Source organism: Paraburkholderia sp. BCC1876 (assembly GCF_902833695.1).
Lineage (GTDB): Bacteria > Pseudomonadota > Gammaproteobacteria > Burkholderiales > Burkholderiaceae > Paraburkholderia.
On the sequence record NZ_CADFGI010000009.1, the window covers coordinates 194,545 to 213,265 of the forward strand.

Below are 18,721 nucleotides of genomic sequence, written 5' to 3' on the forward strand. Positions count from 1 at the left end.
CGCAGCAAAACACAATCAAGCGGCACAGCAACACCTCTCACGGCCCACGCCGCGTCCAGTCTCGCCCTCAGCGCCGCGCCTCATCGCCCAACCGCGCCAGCTTCAAAAACCGGTAGTACACCGTCTCAGCGTTAAACACCGCGATCATGAAGCCGGCCTTGCCATCCAGAAAGCCGCGCCGTAGCACGTAGGTTCGAACGAACGCCCAGGCGCCGCGCCCGAGCGCCTTGCCGAAACTGCCGCGCTTGCCCGCCGCATGACGTTGCGCCGCGCCGGCCGTCGAATACGTGTCGAGCTTGCGCAGCACGCCTTCGAAGTCCTCGTACGAGTAGTGCATCAGCTTGCCGGTGAGCCGTTGCGCGGGCGTGTCGAACACCAGACGCTCGTGGACGAGGTCGTCGGAGAAACGCGCCGCGCCGCGTTTGAACAGACGCGGAATCCAGTCCGGATACCAGCCGCTGTGATGAATCCAGTGGCCGCAGAAACTCGACAGGCGGTCCACCGCGTAGACGTCGGCGGTGGGAGAGATGAGTGCCGCGCGGATCGCCGCGGCCAGTTCCGGCGAGACGATTTCGTCGGCGTCGAGAGAAAGAATCCAGTTGGTGGAGAGCGCCTTTACCGCGCGGTTTTTCTGCGGGCCGAAACCTGGCCAGTCGGTCTCTTCGATCACCCGGGCGCCGTGAGCGCGGGCGATATCAGCAGTGCCGTCGGTGCTGCCGCCGTCGATCACGACGATCTGGTCGGCGAACGACACAGCTTGCAGGCATTCGGCCAGCCGCGCCGCCGCGTTTTTGGTGATGATGGCGACGCCGAGGGTGGTTTCTTGCATGCCTGAATCGGGTGGAGGGCAAAGTGATGGAACGAGCCGCACGAGCGACATTCGCGAGCGGGTCGCGCCGGCAACTCGGGGCGACCCGCCAGCGAGGTGTTCGCGGCAAGGTGTTCGCAGCGAGTTGCAGCAGTATACACAGCCCATTCAGCCAGCTCCCAGCCGTCGCCCGCAACCGTTTACAATGCTCTTCTTTGAATTTCCTCGCGGCGGGCATTCCGTCCGCCGCGCGGCAGCCGTCCCGCATTCCCAGAGGATTCCTTGAGCGCGAAGCCAACGTTAAGCAAACCCATCGGCACAGGCGAGGCGTCGTCGCCATCCGTCATTTTTCGACGCCTGTGGCCGTACATCAAGCCGATGGTCTGGGTCCTCATCGGTGCGATCGTCGCGATGGCCATCAGTTCCGCGACCGACGCGGCGATCCCGGCCCTGCTCAAGCCGTTGCTGGACAAGGGTTTCGGTGCGCACGCCAACGACAAGACCAAGTGGTTCGTGCCGTCCGCGGTGATCGGTCTCGCGCTGATTCGGAGTCTGTCGCAATACGCATCCGGTTACCTGCTCGCGTATGTGTCGAACAGTATCCTGCTCGAACTGCGCCTGAAGATGTTCAACCGCATGATTCACACGAGCGTCGCGTTTTTCCAGCGCGAAACCGCGAGTACGGTGATCAACGCGATCGTCTTCGAGGTGAACCAGATTCTCAACGTGCTGTTGAGCGTGATGGTCACGCTGGTGCGCGATTCGCTGACCGTGGTGTTCCTGCTCGGCTATCTGTTCTATCTGAACTGGCGTCTGACGCTGATCGTCGCGGTGCTGCTGCCCGCAATCGGCTGGCTGGTCGGCAAGATCAACCGCCGCTTGCGGCGCCTGAACCGTGAACATCAGTTGTTGACGAACGAACTGTCGTACATCGTCGAAGAGACGGTGGGCGGCTACAAGGTCGTCAAGGTGCACAACGGCGAGCAGTACGAGATCGACCGTTTTACGTCGATGAGCCAGCGCCTGCGCGGTTACGCAATGCGTATGACCGTCTCCGGCGGTCTCGCGCAGCCGCTCACGCAGTTTCTCGCGTCGATCGCGCTGGCGGTGGTGATCACGATTGCGGTGATGCAGTCGTCGTCGGATCAGACCACGGTCGGCGGGTTCGTCGCGTTCGTGACAGCGATGCTGTTGATCATTTCACCGCTCAAGCATCTGATGGACGTGAATCAGCCGCTGCAACGCGGTATGACGGCGTGTGAACTGATCTTCGGCTTGATCGACGAGCCGTCCGAACCGGAAGGCGGCGGCAAGCCGCTCGAGCGCGCGCGCGGTGAAGTGGAGTTCCGCGATGCGTCGTTCAGTTATGGCGCTAGCGCTACGAATAATCGGCACACGCTGGATAAGGTGTCGTTCAAGGTGGCGCCAGGGGAAATGGTTGCGCTCGTGGGACCGTCGGGGAGTGGCAAGACGACGTTGGTGAATTTGCTGCCGCGGTTTTTTGATCCGACCGGCGGGGAGATTCTGGTCGATGGCGTTGCGTTGCCTGAGTATGACCTGCATGCGCTGCGTGGGCAGATTGCTATGGTGAGTCAGGATGTTGTGCTGTTTAACGATACGGTCGCCAATAACGTTGCTTATGGGCAAGTGGCTGATTCGGACAAGGTCAGGGCGGCGCTGCGTGCGGCTAACCTGTGGGATACGGTTCAGGCTATGCCGAATGGTATCGATACGCTGGTTGGGGATAACGGGCTCATGCTCTCAGGTGGCCAGCGGCAGCGGCTCGCGATCGCGCGGGCTATCTATAAGGACGCGCCGATTCTTATTCTCGATGAAGCGACCTCGGCGCTGGATTCTGAGTCGGAACGTCATGTGCAGGCGGCGTTGGAGACCTTGATGAAGGGGCGTACTACGCTCGTTATCGCGCATCGGTTGTCGACTATCGAGCGGGCCGACCGGATTCTTGTGATGGAGGCTGGGAGGATCGTTGAGCGGGGGAGTCATCGGGAGTTGCTGGCGCATGATGGGCTTTATGCGAATTTGCATCGGATTCAGTTTCAGCAGGATGCGGCGTGAGAAGGGGGCGCGGCGCTTGCTGAGTTGGCCTTTCCTTGCTTTGCTAGTGGTCTATTAGCGTTGCCCCTGTGCGGGGCGGCACTCACTTTTCTTTGCCTGCCGCAAAGCAAAGTAAGCAAAAGAAAGCGGCTCACACCGCTAGCTTATAAGTGGGTCCCCCGCACAGTTCCGGTAGTGGTGCATCTGGAATCCGTGTTCTCGCACATTCCACGTCAGGGGCACAGCAGTCATTCTTCCGGCAGCGCTTCGCGTGCCGCAGTGTTCAGTGGGACTCGGCAGTTGAGCGGCGAAAGAGACTCGCACCTTCTCCTTTAAGCTGCAACACCCGGCTTATCCGGACCCGCCGCGCTCGACAAACCCACCAACTGCGTCCGAATCGCATTCATCACCGCCGTCGGCGCAATCTCGTCGACGTCGCCAGTACTCTGAATTCCAATCGAACGGCACGCCTCGGTCAGTCGCAGATACGGTGGCTCGCGGTCGGAAAATAACGATACGCTCGGCGTCGGTGTGGAGTGCGCCACGTGCATCAAACCACCATCCGCGCCCGCAAAAAGGCTTGCCTGTGCCGCGACTTCGCGTGACTGCAACAACGTCAATCGAGCAACGCACGAACTGATCTTCAGCGTGCTAAACGTCCGCTTCAGCAACACTTCCGCCATGGCGAGCCCGTTGTCCGAGCCGAGCAGCACGATGTGCCTCGGTATGCCCGGCTCGTCCGATCGATCGAGAAGATCCAGTAATTCGCCCCAACGCCCATAAGTGCGGTTCGTATCGAGCCCGCCGACCGCCAGCGCCACGAACGGTTCGTTCGGTACCAACGCTCGCACCGACTCGCGCGTGCCGGTCTTCGCAGCCAGATAAGGCTTGCTCAGCGCGACGATGCTCGTTGGCGCATAGCCCAGCGAAAACGCGTGATTCACCGCGGCGTAACTGAACGTCGTCTGGTTGCGGTCCGGGCCGTAGAAATACTGGAACAGGCAGACGTACGGCAAATGCCTGAAATTGCGCGTCTTCAGCTTGATGGACGGCAGGTTGAATTCCGACATCACGATCGCGTCGTATCGACGGCCGGCAAGCTGCTGCAAATCGGAGTAGACGTGCTGGAACACATCGTCTTCCTCGAACAGCTTGAGCAGGTTCGGTAGCGTGAACAGGTCGATGTCGAAGCCGCGACCCTTCAGGAGCGCGCGCCCGGACATGTCCATCGTCGCATCGCCGAAATTGCGCTTGCCGGTGTAGATCCATAGCAGCCGCTTCGCGTCGGCGGCGCTGCTCAGTTCGAGGCGGGATTGTCCGCGCCATCTGAGCAGCCAGTGCTTGTGCAGGTACTTCTTGACGATTTTGGCTCGCGACGTCTTGCGCAGAAACACCTCGGGCTCATGCGCAACGCCCGCGTAAGGGATGCGCGTGGAGCGCTCGACAGCCGTCTCCACGAAGCGTTTCAAGGCGGCAGGCGCGCCGCGGTAGAGCGCGCTCATCAATCGGTTCATTGCTCGAAACTGAAAAAAACGGAATAAATGCTGAAGCCGGTCGCCGACACAGCGCCCGCCGTGTCGGCATGACGGCGGCTTGCAGGGGCAGGCGAGTGGGCCGTATGGTAACAGCACGCTCCAGCAAGCTTACGCGGACATTGCCGCGTCGATGCGGAGGCCGATGCCGAGGCGATGCCGAGGCCGGCGCCGGCGTGGTCACGGCGCGGCAATGCCCGCGTTATCGGCAACCCGCGCGGGCTTTGGGCTCCCGGCCGATTTGCAGGATCAGGACCCTAACCCGGTACAATGGCGAGGCCATCCTACCGGGTCGCACGGCAACTGTCGCGGCGGCCGGCTAAATTCATAAGACATGTCGACGCCCGCCCATCTTCCGTTTCTGAGCGTCAACTCACGAAGCCCGTTGTCAGCCTTATTTCCGCTCACGTTTGCGTCGGCCGGTCGGCTGGGCTTGCTCGATCCGCTTAAGCATTGCGCGGGCAACGCGTTATCGATGGCGGCCGTGGTCATGTCGTCCGCCTTCCCGTTTCTTTCCCGCGGCACTCAGCATTTCCGTGTCGCGCGATCCCATTCAACGAGCTTTCCCGTCGCCTCATGTTCAGTATCCTGATTCCGAGCTGGAACAATCTGCCGTATCTGAAGCTGTGTATCGACAGCGTTCGCCGTCATTCGGCGTTCGATCACGAGATCATCGTGCACGTCAACGACGGCAGCGACGGCACGCTCGACTGGGTGCGCTCGGAAGGCCTTCTCCATACGTGGAGCAAAGGTAACGTCGGCGTCTGCCTGGCGTTGAACGACGTGGCGCGCCTCGCCACGCGCGACTGGATTCTGTTCCTGAACGACGATATGTTCGTCACACCGGGCTGGGACCTCGCATTCGAGGCCAGCCTGCGCGGGCTGGGACATGCGTCCGCGTATCTGTCCTCCGTGCTGATCGAGCCGACCGATACCGGCAATGCGAACGTCACGGCGGCCAACTTCGGCAGCGGACCCGACAATTTCGACGAAGCCGGGCTGCTCAAGTACACCGCGGCGATGAAGTCGGCCGATCGCGACGGCGTCGCGTTGCAGCCCATGCTGATCAGCCGTCAGTTGTGGCACATGGTGGGCGGCTACAGCATCGAGTTCGGACCCGGCATGAGCAGCGACGACGACTTCCTGATGAAGCTCTGGCTGGTCGGTTGCCGCACGTTCCGCTCGGTCGGGGCCTGCCGCATCTATCACTTCGGCACCAAATCGACCGGCCGTATCCGGCGCAATCGCGGCGGCCGCGAATTCCTGATGAAGTGGGGCATTTCGCAGCGCGATTTCGCGCGCGACTATATTCGCCAGACGGCCGGCGCCGCACCGGGTTCGCTGCCCAATGTGCCGAGCGCGCCGTTCAAAAGCCGCTTCAAGCGCGTGCTGTATGCGCTGGGCCGTTATCCGTTCGAGGATCTGGAAGGCTGGGAAGCGGATCTTCCCGCCAAGCTCACGTTCAACACGCCGTTCAACAAAACGGCAAAAGACTAGACCGGGCGCCGCCGATCCGCGCCGCATCCCAGCGGCACGATCCGTTTGCATGGGCCATCACCACGGAATACCTATTCGATGTTCTCAATCATCATCCCGACCTGGAACAACCTGCCTTATCTGCGCCTCGTGATCGAGAGCCTGCGGCGTCATTCGACGCACACGCATCAGATCATCGTGCACGTCAACGACGGGTCGGACGGCACGCTGGCGTGGGTGCGCGACGAGGGCATCGAACACACCGCGTCGCCCGGCAACATCGGCATCTGCCACGCGGTGAATATCGCGGCGGCGCGCGCCACGCACGACTACATCGTCTACATGAACGACGACATGTACTGCTGCCCCGGCTGGGACGACGCGCTCGTCAAACGGCTCGCGCAGATGCCGGCCGACAACCTGTTCATGCTGTCGGGCACGATGGTCGAGCCGGTCGATTCGGGCAACCCCTGCGTGGTGGTGCAGAACTTCGGCCGCGACGTGGAAAATTTCCGCGCGGACGAACTGGTCGCGGCCACGCCGAAACTCGTGCGGGCGGACTGGCGCGGCGCGACCTGGCCGCCCACGCTCGTGCATCGCGACTGGTGGTACAAGCTCGGCGGCTATAGCAGCGAATTGAGCCCGGGCATGAGCAGCGACAACGACTTTTCGATGAAGCTGTGGGATGCCGGTTGCCGTGTGTTTCTGGGCGTCGGCGATAGTCTCGTGTATCACTTCCAGCAGAAGAGCACCGGCAAGGTCGTGAAGAACGACGGGCGTCGTCAATTCCTCAACAAGTGGGGCATGACGCAGGCCACGTTCGACCGTTATTTTTTGCGGCGCGGCACAGCGGTTGAAGGCGGACTCGCGGTGACGGAACCGGAGCAGAACGGCCGTCTGCGGCGTGCATTGTTCAAGTCGCGAATCAAGCGCGCGTTCAGCTGATTGCTAGCAGCCGGGCGCGCCGCTCACACGCCGCCCGTCACCAACGGCAGCACCGTCAAATCCGGATGCGTTCCTTCGACGATGCTGCGCCCCACCTGTACCCCTTCGTACAACGCTTCGTCGTGACCGGCGAAGCTTTCCTCGCCATCCGCATGAAACGGCACTGAATGGCCGGGAATCGCCGCATCGGCGCCAGGATGGCAGACGTAGCCGACATACGTGTATCGGTTATCCGCCACCGCCGGCACTGAGCCGCCGCCGCCTTCTCCCGGCGGAGTCTTCGGAAAGGGCGCCACGTGAATCTCGAAACCCTCGTACTCCACCATTTGCCAGGGTGCGGTTTCATCGGCCATGGTCGCCTCCTTCCCTATCACGCCTCTCAAAAAGTCTAGGTGATTTCCGCGTCCGGCGCGCTTAAACAACGGCGCCGCGCGCGCTTTACGGCTTGATCGCGCCGAGTTGCCTGAGCAGCGTCAGATTGTCTTCGAGGTGCCAGTTCTCGACGATTCGGCCGTCCTGGATCCGGTAGAGATCGAACGCCTGAAAGTCGACGGTCTGGCCGCTGCCTTTGAGATTCTGGAACTGGCCGGTGAAGTGGCCATGGAAATGCAAATGAACCGACGCTCGATCGCCGGCCACCACCAGGTCGTCAATTTCCGCATGCAGGTCGGGCACCGCCGCGCGAAATCCCTTCGACGCCGCCAACGGCCCTTCAGGCCCTTGCGGCCGTCCGTCAGGCAAGGTGCGATCGATAAACGCCGGCGACAGCGCGAGCTTCGCGTAGGAGGTGTCGCCGGTGTTCCAGAACGCGGCGTAGCGGCGCGCGGTTTGCACGATCGCGGCGCTGTGCGCGGAACGCGTGTCAACGGCGATGTGGTGCGGCACGGGCAGGTCGGCGTCGTTCGCGGCTTGAGCGGCTTGAGCCGCATGAGCGGTGCCCAAGGCGCCGGCAAGGCTAGCTGCAAGCAGCGCGTGACGAGAAAGACGGGCAAAAGAATGGTGGGACATGGCAGGCTCCGGAGAAGTTGAAGTTGATGAAACGCATTCTCCAGCTAACGACGGTATTTGATAATGGGTCTTTCGTTGAAAGGATTTTATTGTTTAATTTGAAAATAACCCGTTCGACGCTGTCATTTCAACGAACCGCGGGTGGTCAGCGCCAGGACGCGCGATCCCTCCGTCGTCATATAGAATGACGCGCCTTGCTCCAAACACGACCGTCGCCCATGTGGTTCAAAAACCTTCAGTTGCACCGTCTCCCCGCTCCGTGGTCCGTCACCCCCGAACAGATGCAGAAGTGGCTCGCGCCGCACGCATTTGCGCCCGGCAATACCGTCGAGATGCAAAGCCACGGCTGGGCCTCGCCGCGCGATAACGACTCGCTGGTGTACACGCTCAACGGCCAGATGCTGCTGGTGTTCCGTACCGAAAAGAAGCTGCTGCCGGCATCGGTGGTCACGCAGGTGACCAAGGCGCGCGCCGCCGAACTCGAGGAACAGCAGGGCTTCAAACCCGGCCGCAAGCAGATGCGCGAACTGAAGGAACAGGTCACCGACGACCTGCTGCCGCGCGCGTTCAGCATTCGCCGCGATACGCGCGTGTGGATCGATTGCAAGAACGGCTGGCTGGTGATCGACGCGGCCTCGCAAGCGGTCGCCGATGAAGTGCGCGGCTTGCTGGTGAAGTCGATCGATCAACTGCCGCTCGGCACGGTGCGCGTCACGCAATCGCCGGTCGCGGCAATGACCAACTGGCTGCTCTCCGGCGAAGGCCCCGCCGGCTTCACGCTCGATCAGGACACCGAGTTGCGCTCGCCGACCGAAGGCAATGCGACCGTGCGTTACGTCGGCCATACGCTGGACGCCGAAGACATGCGCCGCCATATCGAAGCCGGCAAGCAATGCATGCGACTCGCGATGACGTGGAACGACCGCGTGTCGTTCGTGCTGACGCCGTCGCTGGTGATCAAGCGCATTGCGGCGCTCGACGTGCTGAAAGAAGCGAGCGATCCCACCGCGCAAAACGACGACGAACGCTTCGACTCCGACGTCACGCTGATGACCGCCGAACTCGACCGCATGCTGAGCGATCTGCTCGACGCGTTGGGCGGCGAGCAGGACGTTGCGATGCCGCAAGCCGCGGCGGCCTGAGGCCGTTTCGTCTGCGTTTTCGTTCGCGTTTCTGATGTTGCAGGCCGGCGCGCGCCCAGATGTCCGCGTCGGTGCTTATTAAGCCGAATTATGCCTATCTGAATCCGGCTTAATAAAATTTACCCTTCATGTCCCGGCCGTCACACTGCTTGTGCTGACGGTGTAAGCCGTCAGGAACCTTCCGATCCATCGACGCGCGCCGGGCCTGTCATTGCCTTCATGCCGGCCGCGTCATCCTGACCAGGACCCGCCATGAAACTCGCCCCCTTGATGATTGCCTTCGGCCTTGCTTGCGCCGCTGCCGTGCCGGCCTCGGCCAGCGCCACCGACGCGAAGTATCCGCCTGCCCCGTTGCCGGCCTATGCGCAGGACGAACTGCAGCGAGTCGTCGATGCGGCAAGCGGTTCGTCGCCGGATGCGCAGGCTGTCCTGAGCGCGCCGCGAGGCGAGATGACCGCGCCTGCTGTCCCGACTGGCGTGCAGAACGGTTCGTATGCCGCGCCGCGGAATGAAACGCACACCGCCGCGAGCGTGAGCACGCGTTCGAGCACGAGCACTAGTCCGAGCAAACGCGAAGGACGTTCGTCGAAACCGCGTCGTCATGAGAAGCACAAGTACGTGTGAGTCCCATCCCCGCAAACATGGTTAAGATTGCGATCAGAAGTGCGCGCCTGTCACGGAGGTTTGCCGATGGTTCGTCTGGTCATGATTCTGCTGGGAGTCGATTACCTGCGTACGCGCTGGCGCACACTGCAGTTGATCGGCTGGGTGAGCCTGCTGCTCGGCGTGGTGGTGTTCGTCGACGCGCTCGACAACGCGCTGTATTTTCCGATCACGCCGTTCGCGTTGCTGCTGCTGCTCGAAGGTCTCGCCACGCTGGCCGTCGCGTGGACCGGCATGGGCGGGCAGCGCACGCTGCGCTATGTGAAGGGCTTCGCGTTCTGCTGCGCGGCCGCGCTGATTCTCGCCGGCCATCATCACGGCAATTTCATTCTGTCGATGATTTTCGGCACGCTGTTTCTGGCCGACGGTTTGCTGCAGATCGTCTCGGCCCGAGTGGTGCGCTATCGCACGTGGCGGTTCGCGATGATCGGCGGCGGTGTCGAAATTGCGCTGGCGGTTTTTTTCTACCAGCCGTACCCGACGCACTATGTCGGCACCGTGCCGTACTGTCTGGGCCTCGGTCTGATCTTCGGCGGCTGGAACATGATTCTGCTGAGTACGCGGGTTCGGCGGATGGCGTCGAATCCGGCGGTGGTCGGCGAGGAAGTGGCGGATGGCGCTAACGCCGCCGCGAGTGCTGCAAGTGCCACCAACCCCGCCACGCCCCGCCGACCGCCCACCCTCGAATGGGACGGCCCACCCGGCGCCGACGAAGCCGCATTGACCGTTCACGTCTGGACCCCGGTCGGCACCGCCAAAAGCGAGGCGCGCCGTCAGCTGATCGTCGATCGTTATATCGCGGCGGTGGATCGCAACGGCGTGATCTCCACCGGCCATGCCGCGCTCGAATCGCCCGAGGGCATTTACATCAGCCTGTACCCGGGTGTCGAGATCGATCGCTCACCTGACGATTTCGCGCGGCTCCTGCGCGCCACGCATGAGAACGACGTGCCGGGCGTGTTTCAGCCCGATTACCCGACCGAATCGAAAGCGTGGTGCCCGTCGACGGTTCAGGTGCGGATTCGCAATTACGATCCGGTGCGCCTGCGCCGCTTCTGGGACACCTATCGGGAGGACGCCACCTACAACCTCACGCATCGCAATTGTTCGAGCAGCGTGTCGCGCGCGCTGGAAGCGGCGATCGAGGGCGCGTCGGCACGCGTGTGGGGCGATCTCGGCGGATGGCGGCCGTTTCTGCGCGTGATCACCACGCCGGAACTGTGGGTCGCCGCACAACTGCGCAAACGCGCCGCCACGATGGCCTGGACGCCCGGCCTCACGCTCGACTACGCGCGCGCCCTCAGCATGCTCGCCGACCCGCGGCCGTCGGGCTGGGTCACGATGGCGCGCGTCGCCGTGCGCAGAATGGTTCGCTCGCGCCGTCAATGGCGCGAGGAGGCGCGCAATGCGCCGGCTGTGCGCGAAGCGGGACATGAGGTGGCGCACGAGCTGCAACAACCAGCCCCACCTGGCGCTACGCCCACTCAACCGCGCGATTGACCCGTCTAGACCACAAGCCGCTGCCCAACTTCGACGACACGGTAAAAATGGCAATCACATCAACAGCTTGCAGATTTTGCCGGATAGTTATGCACAGATTTGCGAACAGTTTCTGTTGATAACTTTCGCGCGTACCGCCGCGGCCAAAGTGACATTCTTTATCCAATATGGCGGGTGTATGCTCAAGCCGTAACTGGCCTATTCGACAGCACCCGACCACGCCGGAACCGGCCGTGGCTCATTCAGAAATCAAACCGTGCCGGGCGCTTCGCGCCCACTGAGGCGGCGGCTTTCTTTGCAAGTGTGAACACGATGAAATTGCACGTCGGCTACGAGCTGGTTTACGAGTGCGTGCAACCGACGCCGATGATGTTGATGTTGAACACCCACTTTTCGCACGTCAAAGAAGTGCTGAGTCCGGATCTGCTGACGGTCGATCCGTCGGTGCCGATCACCCAGTATCGCGACGGCTTCGGCAATCTGTGCAGCCGGCTGGTGGCGCCGCAGGGCAAGGTGTCGTTCTCGACGCGCGCCGTGCTCGAAGTGTCGTCGGAACCGGAACGGCGGCCGCCGTTTACCGAGCAGCATCCGGTGGAGGCGTTGCCGAACGATTCGCTGCTGTTCCTGCTGGGCAGCCGCTACTGCGAAACGGATCTGCTGTCCGAATTCGCGTGGCAGACGTTCGGCAAATTGCCGCTCGGGCGCGTGCGCGTGGAGGCGATCTGCGACTACGTGCACCAGCATATCGAATTCGGCTACGACTTCGCGCGGCCCACCAAGACCGCATGGCAGGCGTGGCAGGAGCGCAAGGGCGTGTGCCGCGACTTCGCCCATCTGGCCGTGGCGCTGTGCCGGGCGATGAACATCCCCGCGCGCTATTGCACGGGCTATATCAGCGACGTCGGCGTGCCGCCGCCGTATTCGGCGATGGATTTCGCCGCGTGGTTCGAGGCGTATGTCGGCGGTTGCTGGCAGACGTTCGATCCGCGTAACAATGTGCCGCGCATTGGGCGGGTGCTGATGGCGCGCGGGCGGGATGCCGCGGACGTCGCCATCAGCAATGCGTTCGGGCCGACGCAGTTGCTGAAGTTCACGGTGGTGTGCGAGCCGGTTTAGCGGGTTTTGTCGAGGAAAGCCTAAAGTTTTTTGCACGAGATGCCGACATGCTATGCATCTGCTTTTGACTTTCGCTTTCGGCCTGGTTTTGACCCGGCGTTTGAACGCGCTTTCGACTTAATCCCGCTCCCCGAGCCGACTCCGGAACACCATGATTTCCCGTAACCTGGCCGCCGTTTTCGCGGCCGTTCTTCTTGCCTTACCCAGTGCGCCGGCTTCGCAGGCCGCACCGGCCGAGCTGGCGGCAATCGCCGTCAGTCTGACCGTGCAGGAAACCTGCCTCGTGCAAGCCACCGACGCGGCCATCAGCGTGGCGAACCAGCCGGTGGTGTCCTGTCTGCACGGCGCGCCGTTCGAGATCACGCAGGCTGGGATCGATCCGGCGGGGTCCGCAAACGCGACTCAAAGTACGACTCAAAGTACAGCTCAGAACGCGACCCAGAACGCGCTACGGAACGCGCCGCCGCCAGTGGAATACGTAGCGGCTCGCGACGCCCGGCAAACCGTCTGGACCGTCAATTTCTAAGTCGCGCCTCTTCCGCGACCCTCAAAAGCTGATCGTCGCGGTGATCGTGTCGCTGTAGCTCCCCGGCATCGGCGTGCTCTGCGCCGGCACCAGACCGTAGACCTGAATCGCGACCGGATTGCCGGTGCCCGTGCCGGTGGCCACCGTCGTGCTGCCCGTGCCGTCGCCCCATGGGAGCGTGTGGCCGGCATCGGTATAAAGCTGGTAATTCACCGCGCCGCCGCCGCCCGAGCGCTGCATCTGGCGCGCCGCGACGTTGCCGCTCGAACCGCCGTTCAGCGTGATCTGGTAAGCGTCGTTATTGGTGCAGCGCGCCGTCACCGCGCCCGTCGCGCTCAGCGCCGAACTCAATACCCCCGTCGACGTGAACGCGATGTTGGTCGCGCTGATCAGACAGTTGTTGATTACCGTCGCGCTGGCCGTGAAAGCGAAGCTGCCGCCGCTCGTCGTCAGCGACGCGCAGGTTGGCCCGACCAGCAGATAAAAGCCATAGTTCAGCGACGTCTGACTCAGGAGCTGCGAATAGACCGTGCTGACGTTGCCCGTGGTCGGCACGGTCGGCTGGTTGCTGCTGACCTGCCCGTAGAAATTGACCGTCGCCGACGCGGTGACGTCGGTCAACGGTTTATTGAGGATCAGCGAGATCGGCGTCGTGCCGAGTGCCGACGACCCCCACGGAATCGAATAGCCGCCGTCCTGATACAGGTTGTATTGCAACTGGTTGGCGCCGCTCGTCATATAGCGCGGCGTCGTGCCGCCCATGTTCAGGCAGACCTGCACGCTTGGCGTCAGCGTGACGGCGGGCCACGTGCATTGAACCGTGATGCTGCCGGTCGCGTTGACGACGCTCAGCGCGATCGGGCTGACGTTGCCGAAACTCAGCGCGGAGGGACTCGCCGTGCAGGTTTGCGCGCTCGCGGCGCGCGGTAAGCAGCCGAGCAGGGCGCATAGTGCGAGGAGCAGGAAGAGCCGCTTCATCGCGCCGCCGTGGGGATGGTCGCAGCGTGGGCGGCCGCGCCGATCGTGTCGGTCGCTGCACCCGATACGCCGTTCACCGCAGCGTCGCCCGCGTCACCTTGCGCTGCATTCGACATCGCTTTCCCGCACGTCAACGGCCCGATCGTCGGCAGCGAGCCATCGCTGGGCCGCTCGTAGGTGAACGCGACGCTGCAATGCACGTTCGCGCCGTCCACCTCAAGATGATTGTCGCGCTCCAGATGCTCGATAAACGTCAGCCCGTCATACCCGACGATCGTATCGCCGCCGCTTTCCACGTGATGCACGCGCGTGCCCGGCGGCAGCAGCTTGCCGTCCGCGCCGCGCAGGATCACCGAAGCCGCGCTGTAACGCGACACCCGGAAGGTCGCCAGCACGCCCGCATGGGCCTGCGGCACCAGATCCATCGAGGTGGTCGCGATGCGCGCGTCGGCGGGCAGATTCATGCTGTCGATCGCGACCTGGTTGTGCTGGTACGCGTTCAGATCGGGAATCAGCAAATGACCGCTGCGATCGGTCGTGCCGATCACGCGGTTTTCATGCAGCACCGGCACGCCCGCGACGCCGTCGGTGGAGACCAGCGCGAAGCCGTCGTCGATGCGGCGCGCCGGCAGGATCGTATGGTCCATCAGCACGATCGCGCCGGTCATGTCGAGCGAGGCGCCCGCATGCCGGTCGATGTCCTGCGCCACCGCCGTCACTTCGCCGTATTTGCCGAGGTATTGCGCCTGTGCCTGACGATACGGCACCGCGCCCGTGCCGCCCGCCTGCACGCCCCAGCCCCAGCCGCCGGCGTAATCGGGCGGCCGCTGCGCGTTGAGGTTGTAGGTCGACTGGCCGTTCTGGCGGCCCACGCTCGCATTGATCGACGTGTTGTTGCCGAGGCCGAAGCTCGCGGTCAGGAACACGCCTTGTGCGTCGTGCTGCAGAAAATCCTTGTAGGTGCTGAACGTGAGCGAGGCCAGATTGCCGAAGCTCAGCGTGTACGACAGCGAACCGATCCGCGACGCCGACACGCCCGGATACCGGTAGCCGATATAGCTGAGCGACAGCGTCTGCCGGCTGAAGAGGGGCAGCGCGAGCGTCACGCGGTCGGTGGTGGTGGGCACCGGCGTGCCGTCGCGCGCGGCGAGGTCGCCGTAGTTGCCGTAGGCGCGCAAGGTCTGCGCGTCGATCGAAAAGCGCGGCTCGATCAGTTGATAGCCGAGACCCAGTTGCGTGCCGTTCAGCTTGCCGGCGCTGCCGGACACCGAACCGTTGATCACCCCCACCATGCCCATGCGCACCAGCGCGCCGGCGCCCGCATTGACGAGGCCGCCGGTCGCTTCCGCGTGACCTTCGAGGGTGAGCGAATCGCTGATGCCGCGGCGCGCGGTCGCGCTGGCGGCCGGCCGCGGATCGTAGGAAAACGAATCGATGCCGTAGTTGCGGCGCAGGAAACCCGCTTCGAACGAATAGCTCGATAGACCCGCCGCGAGCATCCGCGTATCCACATAGAGCGGCAGCGAGGTCGCGATGGTGCGGCCGAGCGCGTCGTGCGTGATGACGGTCGCTTCGCCCGCGCCGGTAATGCCCGGCACGTTGTTGACGATGAACGGTCCGCTCGGCACGTTGCCGCTGTATTGCCGCACGTTGTTGATGTACAGATCCACCGCCGACGGCACTACCGCCGTGCCCGACAGCGACTGCACCGGAAACGTCACGAGATCGGGACGCAGCGCGAAGTTGCTGCGCCACTGAAAGCCGCCGATGCGGATCGAGCGGCTCCAGTCGAGCGACGACGAAATCGTGTCGCCGATTTGCGTGGTGGTGAGTTTGGCGGGGTCCGACTTGCTCCACGACGTGTCGTAGCGCACGTAGCGATGCAGATCGCGGTACAGGTACGCAATGCCGGTGTTGCTCACCACACCGTTCGGATCGAAGTAGCGTTCCTCGCTCCAGAGCGCGAGTTGCGCGTTGGTGTCGGTTTGCGCGAACGCGTCGTAGTTGATCAGGAAGCCGCGCGACGACGCGGCGTCCGGCGTTTTCGTGAGTTCGCGGGTGTCGAACGTATAGGGCTTGCGGATCGCGTCGGGCACTTGCAGGTCGATGCTCTGGCTGGCGGCGTCGTACTGGTACTGCAGGCCGGGAATGCGGTCGAGTTCGAGCGAGGCGCTGTCGGCGGCACCGAGTTTGTCGGTGGCGACGCCGATGTCGCTCAGGTCTTTCGCGGTCGCGCTGAGGCGGCCGCCCACTTCGCGAAAGTGCGCGATCAACGAAGTGCGTTGGCCGTTGAGCATGACTTCCAGATACAGATCACGTGCCGGCGCGGCGCCCGCGGCGGGCGGGTTGGCCGGTGCGGCGGCGGGCATGGCCGGCTGCTGTGGCTGCGGCTGCGGTTGCGATCGCTGCAACGTCGGCGGCGTCTGCGCGCCGGCCCGGCTCGCGCCGAGCAGAGACAGCGTGACCGCGAGCGCGACGGCATGCGGCTTCCATCCATGACGTATTCGCCGTCGTGTCATTCTCATCGGTTGCGTGGCGGTCCATCGTGTCGGTTCCCTCCGGCCGGCGCGCGCTCGCGGCCGGACTCGTGTGCGCCGGGTCGCGCCGGGTCGCGCCGTGGCCGCGTGCTGCCGCGTGCCTAGTCGAGCTTCACGGCGGCTTCGGCCGGCAGCGAGTTGACCGAGGCTCGCACCTTCAGCGGGCCGTTCTGCGCGACGTTGTCAGGCAGCGCGACCGGCCAGTGCCGTTCGCGTCCGGCCAGCGCGTAGCCGAGCAGTCCTTTGTTGATCGGGTAGGCATTGCCGGCGTTGTCGATCAGTTGTACGGCGGCGATCTGCGCGCGTTTTCGGCCGCTGTTGTCGACCCGCAGCATCCAGCTTTGCGTGCCGCGCGACAGATGCCACGACAGTTTCGGCTGACCGATGTCGACGGCCGGTTCGACGAACACCGGCACCGAATAACGCAGGCGGATCGTCACGCCGCTGGTGGGCGCGGCGTCGGGCTCGGGCAACTCGTCGATCAGCACGCGATAGCCCTGCTCAGCCGCCGACGGCGCCGGATTCGTGCGCACCAGCCGCACCAGTTGATCGGCGTGGCCGGCAATCTGGATCAGCGGCGGACTGGCGACGAGATCCTGCGTGGGCGTCAGCGTGTCCTCGCCGTTAGCCTGATCCCAGCGGAACACCCGCACCTGACCGAACAGCGGTTTCTCGCCGGGGTTCTTCAGCGTGATGCCGGTCGCGTTGGCGTCTGCCGACATGTCCACCATGACCGGCGAAATCTGCAGCGTCGCGGCTTGCGCGAACGGCGCGACCGCCGCGCTCAGGCACCACGCGAATGCGCTTGCCGCGAGGAGCCGGCGAGGCGCGCCCAGGCGCCAGGCGCCGCGCGTCAAAAGTAGACCGTGGCGGTAATGGTGGTCTGATACGTGTCAGGTTTCGGAGTGGTCTGCGCCGGCACCTGGCCGTAGACCGTGATGGATTGCGACGAGCCGGAGCCGGTGCCGCTGACCGTGTTGGTGCCTTGCGTGTTGCCCCACAGCGTGGTGTGGCCGGCGTCCTGATACAACTGGAAGCCGACCGTGGTGCTGGTGTTGCCGGTGGCGGTGCCGGCCATCAGACGGCTCGTCACGGTCGAACCGGTGACGGTGCCGCCGTCGAGCCCGACGTTGTACGGCGTGGTGTTGGTGCAGGTGACCGCGACCGTGGTCTGCTGGTTGATCGCGGTGGCGAGCACGCCGTTGCTGCCGAAGTTCAGCGGGGTCGCGCTGATCGAGCAGTTGGCGGCGAGCGTGAGTGTGACGGTGAAGGTACTGGTCGCGGTGCCGTTCGAATAGACGGCGGCGCGCGCAAGCTGAAGAGGCAAGCCGAACATCATTGCGACGATCAGGCTGGATGACAGCAGTTTTCGTTTCATCATGAAACCTCTCAGGCCGACAGGACACCGGTTTTATCGCGCGGTCAATTTCAATTCAAGCCGCCGGATAGACGGCGAGTGGTTGAAATTTCCCCGCTGAGTGTTTGCTTTATGAAAAACGTTATTGCAATTGTTGAAAATGAGTCTACACCAGACTTTCTTTGCCATACAAATGCTTAGATGAGAATTTTCGGTTCAGGCAATGGGTCAAGGGTGCGTCAACAGCAATGGTAGGCGGGGCGGGCGTGTTGCAGGAAATTGTTTCTGCCTGGCGAGGCTGGGGAAAAACCCTAAGCGTGGTATTTTTTTCTAATTTCAATTGCGTCCGGCAATTCGGTGTTGTTGGCGATATTGTAAATTATGCGAATCAGGTAATTGGTAATGCGACTTGAATCGAATTGAGCCGGATTAAAACGGGCATTTCATTTACCGTCAATACGCGATTAGCACTCGGGGCAAATGATTGCCACTGCGAGTGCTGCGATCAACGGGTCGATACGGGTTCTTCCGGCAAAGAAAAGGCCGACCCGAGGGTCGGCCTGGCGCCGCTCTCTGTTGGACCCGCGGGTTACTTCATGCAATCGGCCATGTTCTGCTGGATCTGTTCCGGGCTCAGATCCTGGGTGTGAGTGGCGAGCGACCAGCCGTGGCCGAACGGGTCCTTCAACTGACCGTAGCGGTCGCCCCAGAACATGTCGGTGACCGGCATGATCACGGTCGCGCCGGCCTCGACAGCCTGGTTGAAACTGGCGTCGACGTCCTGCACGTAGTGATGAATCATGACCGGCGTGCCTTTCAGCGCGAGCGGGCCGAGCGTGTTGTGCTCGGGCCATTCGTCGGTGAGCATCAGCATGGAGTCGCCGATCTTCAGGCAGGCATGCATCACTTTGCCGCCGGGGCCGGGCAGACGAAACTGTTCGACGGCGTTGAAGGCTTTCACGTAGAACGCGATGGCGTCCGCGGCGTTGGCGCAGATCAGATACGGGGTAAGCGAGTGCATCCCATCCGGGATCGGTTTGACAGCAGTGCTGGACATGACGGCGACTCCTTGGTTGAA

Annotated in this window: 18 protein-coding genes; 8 read left to right on the forward strand and 10 right to left on the reverse strand. The window is 63.2% G+C overall.

What is annotated here, in order from left to right; translation table 11 throughout:
* Nucleotides 1-67: 67 nt before the first annotated feature.
* Entirely contained in the window at nucleotides 68-829 is a 762-nt protein-coding gene (locus tag HWY05_RS28415) for a glycosyltransferase family 2 protein (protein WP_176060430.1), read from the reverse strand.
* Between the two features lie 179 nt (nucleotides 830-1,008).
* On the reverse strand, nucleotides 1,009-1,227 hold the full coding sequence (locus tag HWY05_RS38465) for a hypothetical protein (RefSeq protein ID WP_231585167.1): 219 nt from the start codon (nucleotides 1,225-1,227) through the stop codon (nucleotides 1,009-1,011).
* Here HWY05_RS38465 and msbA point away from each other — a divergent pair.
* Nucleotides 1,121-2,884 (forward strand): lipid A export permease/ATP-binding protein MsbA, encoded by a 1,764-nt coding sequence (msbA, locus tag HWY05_RS28420; protein ID WP_231585120.1) that lies wholly within the window; start codon nucleotides 1,121-1,123, stop codon nucleotides 2,882-2,884. The genes HWY05_RS38465 and msbA overlap by 107 nt on opposite strands.
* A gap of 311 nt (nucleotides 2,885-3,195) precedes the next feature.
* Here msbA and HWY05_RS28425 read toward each other — a convergent pair whose 3' ends face one another.
* Nucleotides 3,196-4,365: a glycosyltransferase family 9 protein gene (locus HWY05_RS28425; protein ID WP_176060431.1), complete on the reverse strand. Its 1,170-nt coding sequence runs from the start codon at nucleotides 4,363-4,365 to the stop codon at nucleotides 3,196-3,198.
* A 606-nt stretch (nucleotides 4,366-4,971) separates the two neighbouring features.
* On the opposite strand from HWY05_RS28425, the gene HWY05_RS28430 reads away from it, so the two are divergent.
* Together HWY05_RS28430 and HWY05_RS28435 are read left to right on the forward strand one after the other, a co-directional pair.
* Complete coding sequence (locus tag HWY05_RS28430) at nucleotides 4,972-5,892, forward strand: glycosyltransferase (RefSeq protein ID WP_035551942.1); 921 nt, start codon at nucleotides 4,972-4,974, stop codon at nucleotides 5,890-5,892.
* Nucleotides 5,893-5,970: 78 nt separating this feature from the next.
* Nucleotides 5,971-6,816: a glycosyltransferase family 2 protein gene (locus tag HWY05_RS28435; RefSeq protein ID WP_176060432.1), complete on the forward strand. Its 846-nt coding sequence runs from the start codon at nucleotides 5,971-5,973 to the stop codon at nucleotides 6,814-6,816.
* A 23-nt stretch (nucleotides 6,817-6,839) separates the two neighbouring features.
* On the opposite strand, the gene HWY05_RS28440 is transcribed toward HWY05_RS28435, so the two are convergent.
* Nucleotides 6,840-7,169 (reverse strand): hypothetical protein, encoded by a 330-nt coding sequence (locus tag HWY05_RS28440; protein WP_035551939.1) that lies wholly within the window; start codon nucleotides 7,167-7,169, stop codon nucleotides 6,840-6,842.
* Nucleotides 7,170-7,254: 85 nt separating this feature from the next.
* Entirely contained in the window at nucleotides 7,255-7,824 is a 570-nt protein-coding gene (locus HWY05_RS28445) for an ester cyclase (protein WP_176060433.1), read from the reverse strand.
* A gap of 218 nt (nucleotides 7,825-8,042) precedes the next feature.
* Between HWY05_RS28445 and HWY05_RS28450 the strand changes: the two genes are divergently transcribed.
* From HWY05_RS28450 to HWY05_RS28470, 5 genes are all read left to right on the forward strand, one after another.
* The gene (locus tag HWY05_RS28450; protein ID WP_176060434.1) at nucleotides 8,043-8,966 is read left to right on the forward strand and encodes a recombination-associated protein RdgC; all 924 of its coding nucleotides are present in this window, start codon (nucleotides 8,043-8,045) and stop codon (nucleotides 8,964-8,966) included.
* 252 nt (nucleotides 8,967-9,218) lie between these two features.
* Nucleotides 9,219-9,590 (forward strand): hypothetical protein, encoded by a 372-nt coding sequence (locus tag HWY05_RS28455; protein WP_176060435.1) that lies wholly within the window; start codon nucleotides 9,219-9,221, stop codon nucleotides 9,588-9,590.
* Between the two features lie 66 nt (nucleotides 9,591-9,656).
* Entirely contained in the window at nucleotides 9,657-11,129 is a 1,473-nt protein-coding gene (locus tag HWY05_RS28460; protein WP_244146723.1) for a DUF308 domain-containing protein, read from the forward strand.
* 312 nt (nucleotides 11,130-11,441) lie between these two features.
* Entirely contained in the window at nucleotides 11,442-12,245 is an 804-nt protein-coding gene (locus HWY05_RS28465) for a transglutaminase family protein (protein ID WP_035551930.1), read from the forward strand.
* A 151-nt stretch (nucleotides 12,246-12,396) separates the two neighbouring features.
* Nucleotides 12,397-12,771 carry a hypothetical protein gene (locus HWY05_RS28470; RefSeq protein ID WP_176060436.1) on the forward strand — a complete coding sequence of 125 codons (375 nt, stop codon included), beginning with the start codon at nucleotides 12,397-12,399 and terminating at the stop codon, nucleotides 12,769-12,771.
* Between the two features lie 21 nt (nucleotides 12,772-12,792).
* Here HWY05_RS28470 and HWY05_RS28475 read toward each other — a convergent pair whose 3' ends face one another.
* The 5 genes from HWY05_RS28475 to HWY05_RS28495 form a co-directional block, all read right to left on the reverse strand.
* A complete protein-coding gene (locus tag HWY05_RS28475) occupies nucleotides 12,793-13,749 on the reverse strand; it encodes a spore coat U domain-containing protein (RefSeq protein WP_035551924.1) in 957 nt (318 codons plus the stop codon).
* The gene (locus HWY05_RS28480) at nucleotides 13,746-16,268 is read right to left on the reverse strand and encodes a fimbria/pilus outer membrane usher protein (RefSeq protein ID WP_244146724.1); all 2,523 of its coding nucleotides are present in this window, start codon (nucleotides 16,266-16,268) and stop codon (nucleotides 13,746-13,748) included. The genes HWY05_RS28475 and HWY05_RS28480 overlap by 4 nt, the downstream gene beginning before the upstream one ends.
* Before the next feature lie 119 nt (nucleotides 16,269-16,387).
* Nucleotides 16,388-17,122: a fimbria/pilus periplasmic chaperone gene (locus tag HWY05_RS28485; protein ID WP_176060479.1), complete on the reverse strand. Its 735-nt coding sequence runs from the start codon at nucleotides 17,120-17,122 to the stop codon at nucleotides 16,388-16,390.
* Between the two features lie 17 nt (nucleotides 17,123-17,139).
* Complete coding sequence (locus tag HWY05_RS28490) at nucleotides 17,140-17,625, reverse strand: spore coat U domain-containing protein (protein WP_231585119.1); 486 nt, start codon at nucleotides 17,623-17,625, stop codon at nucleotides 17,140-17,142.
* Between the two features lie 607 nt (nucleotides 17,626-18,232).
* Nucleotides 18,233-18,700, reverse strand: a complete 468-nt coding sequence (locus HWY05_RS28495) for a VOC family protein (RefSeq protein ID WP_176060437.1) — start codon at nucleotides 18,698-18,700, stop codon at nucleotides 18,233-18,235.
* Nucleotides 18,701-18,721 lie beyond the last annotated feature (21 nt).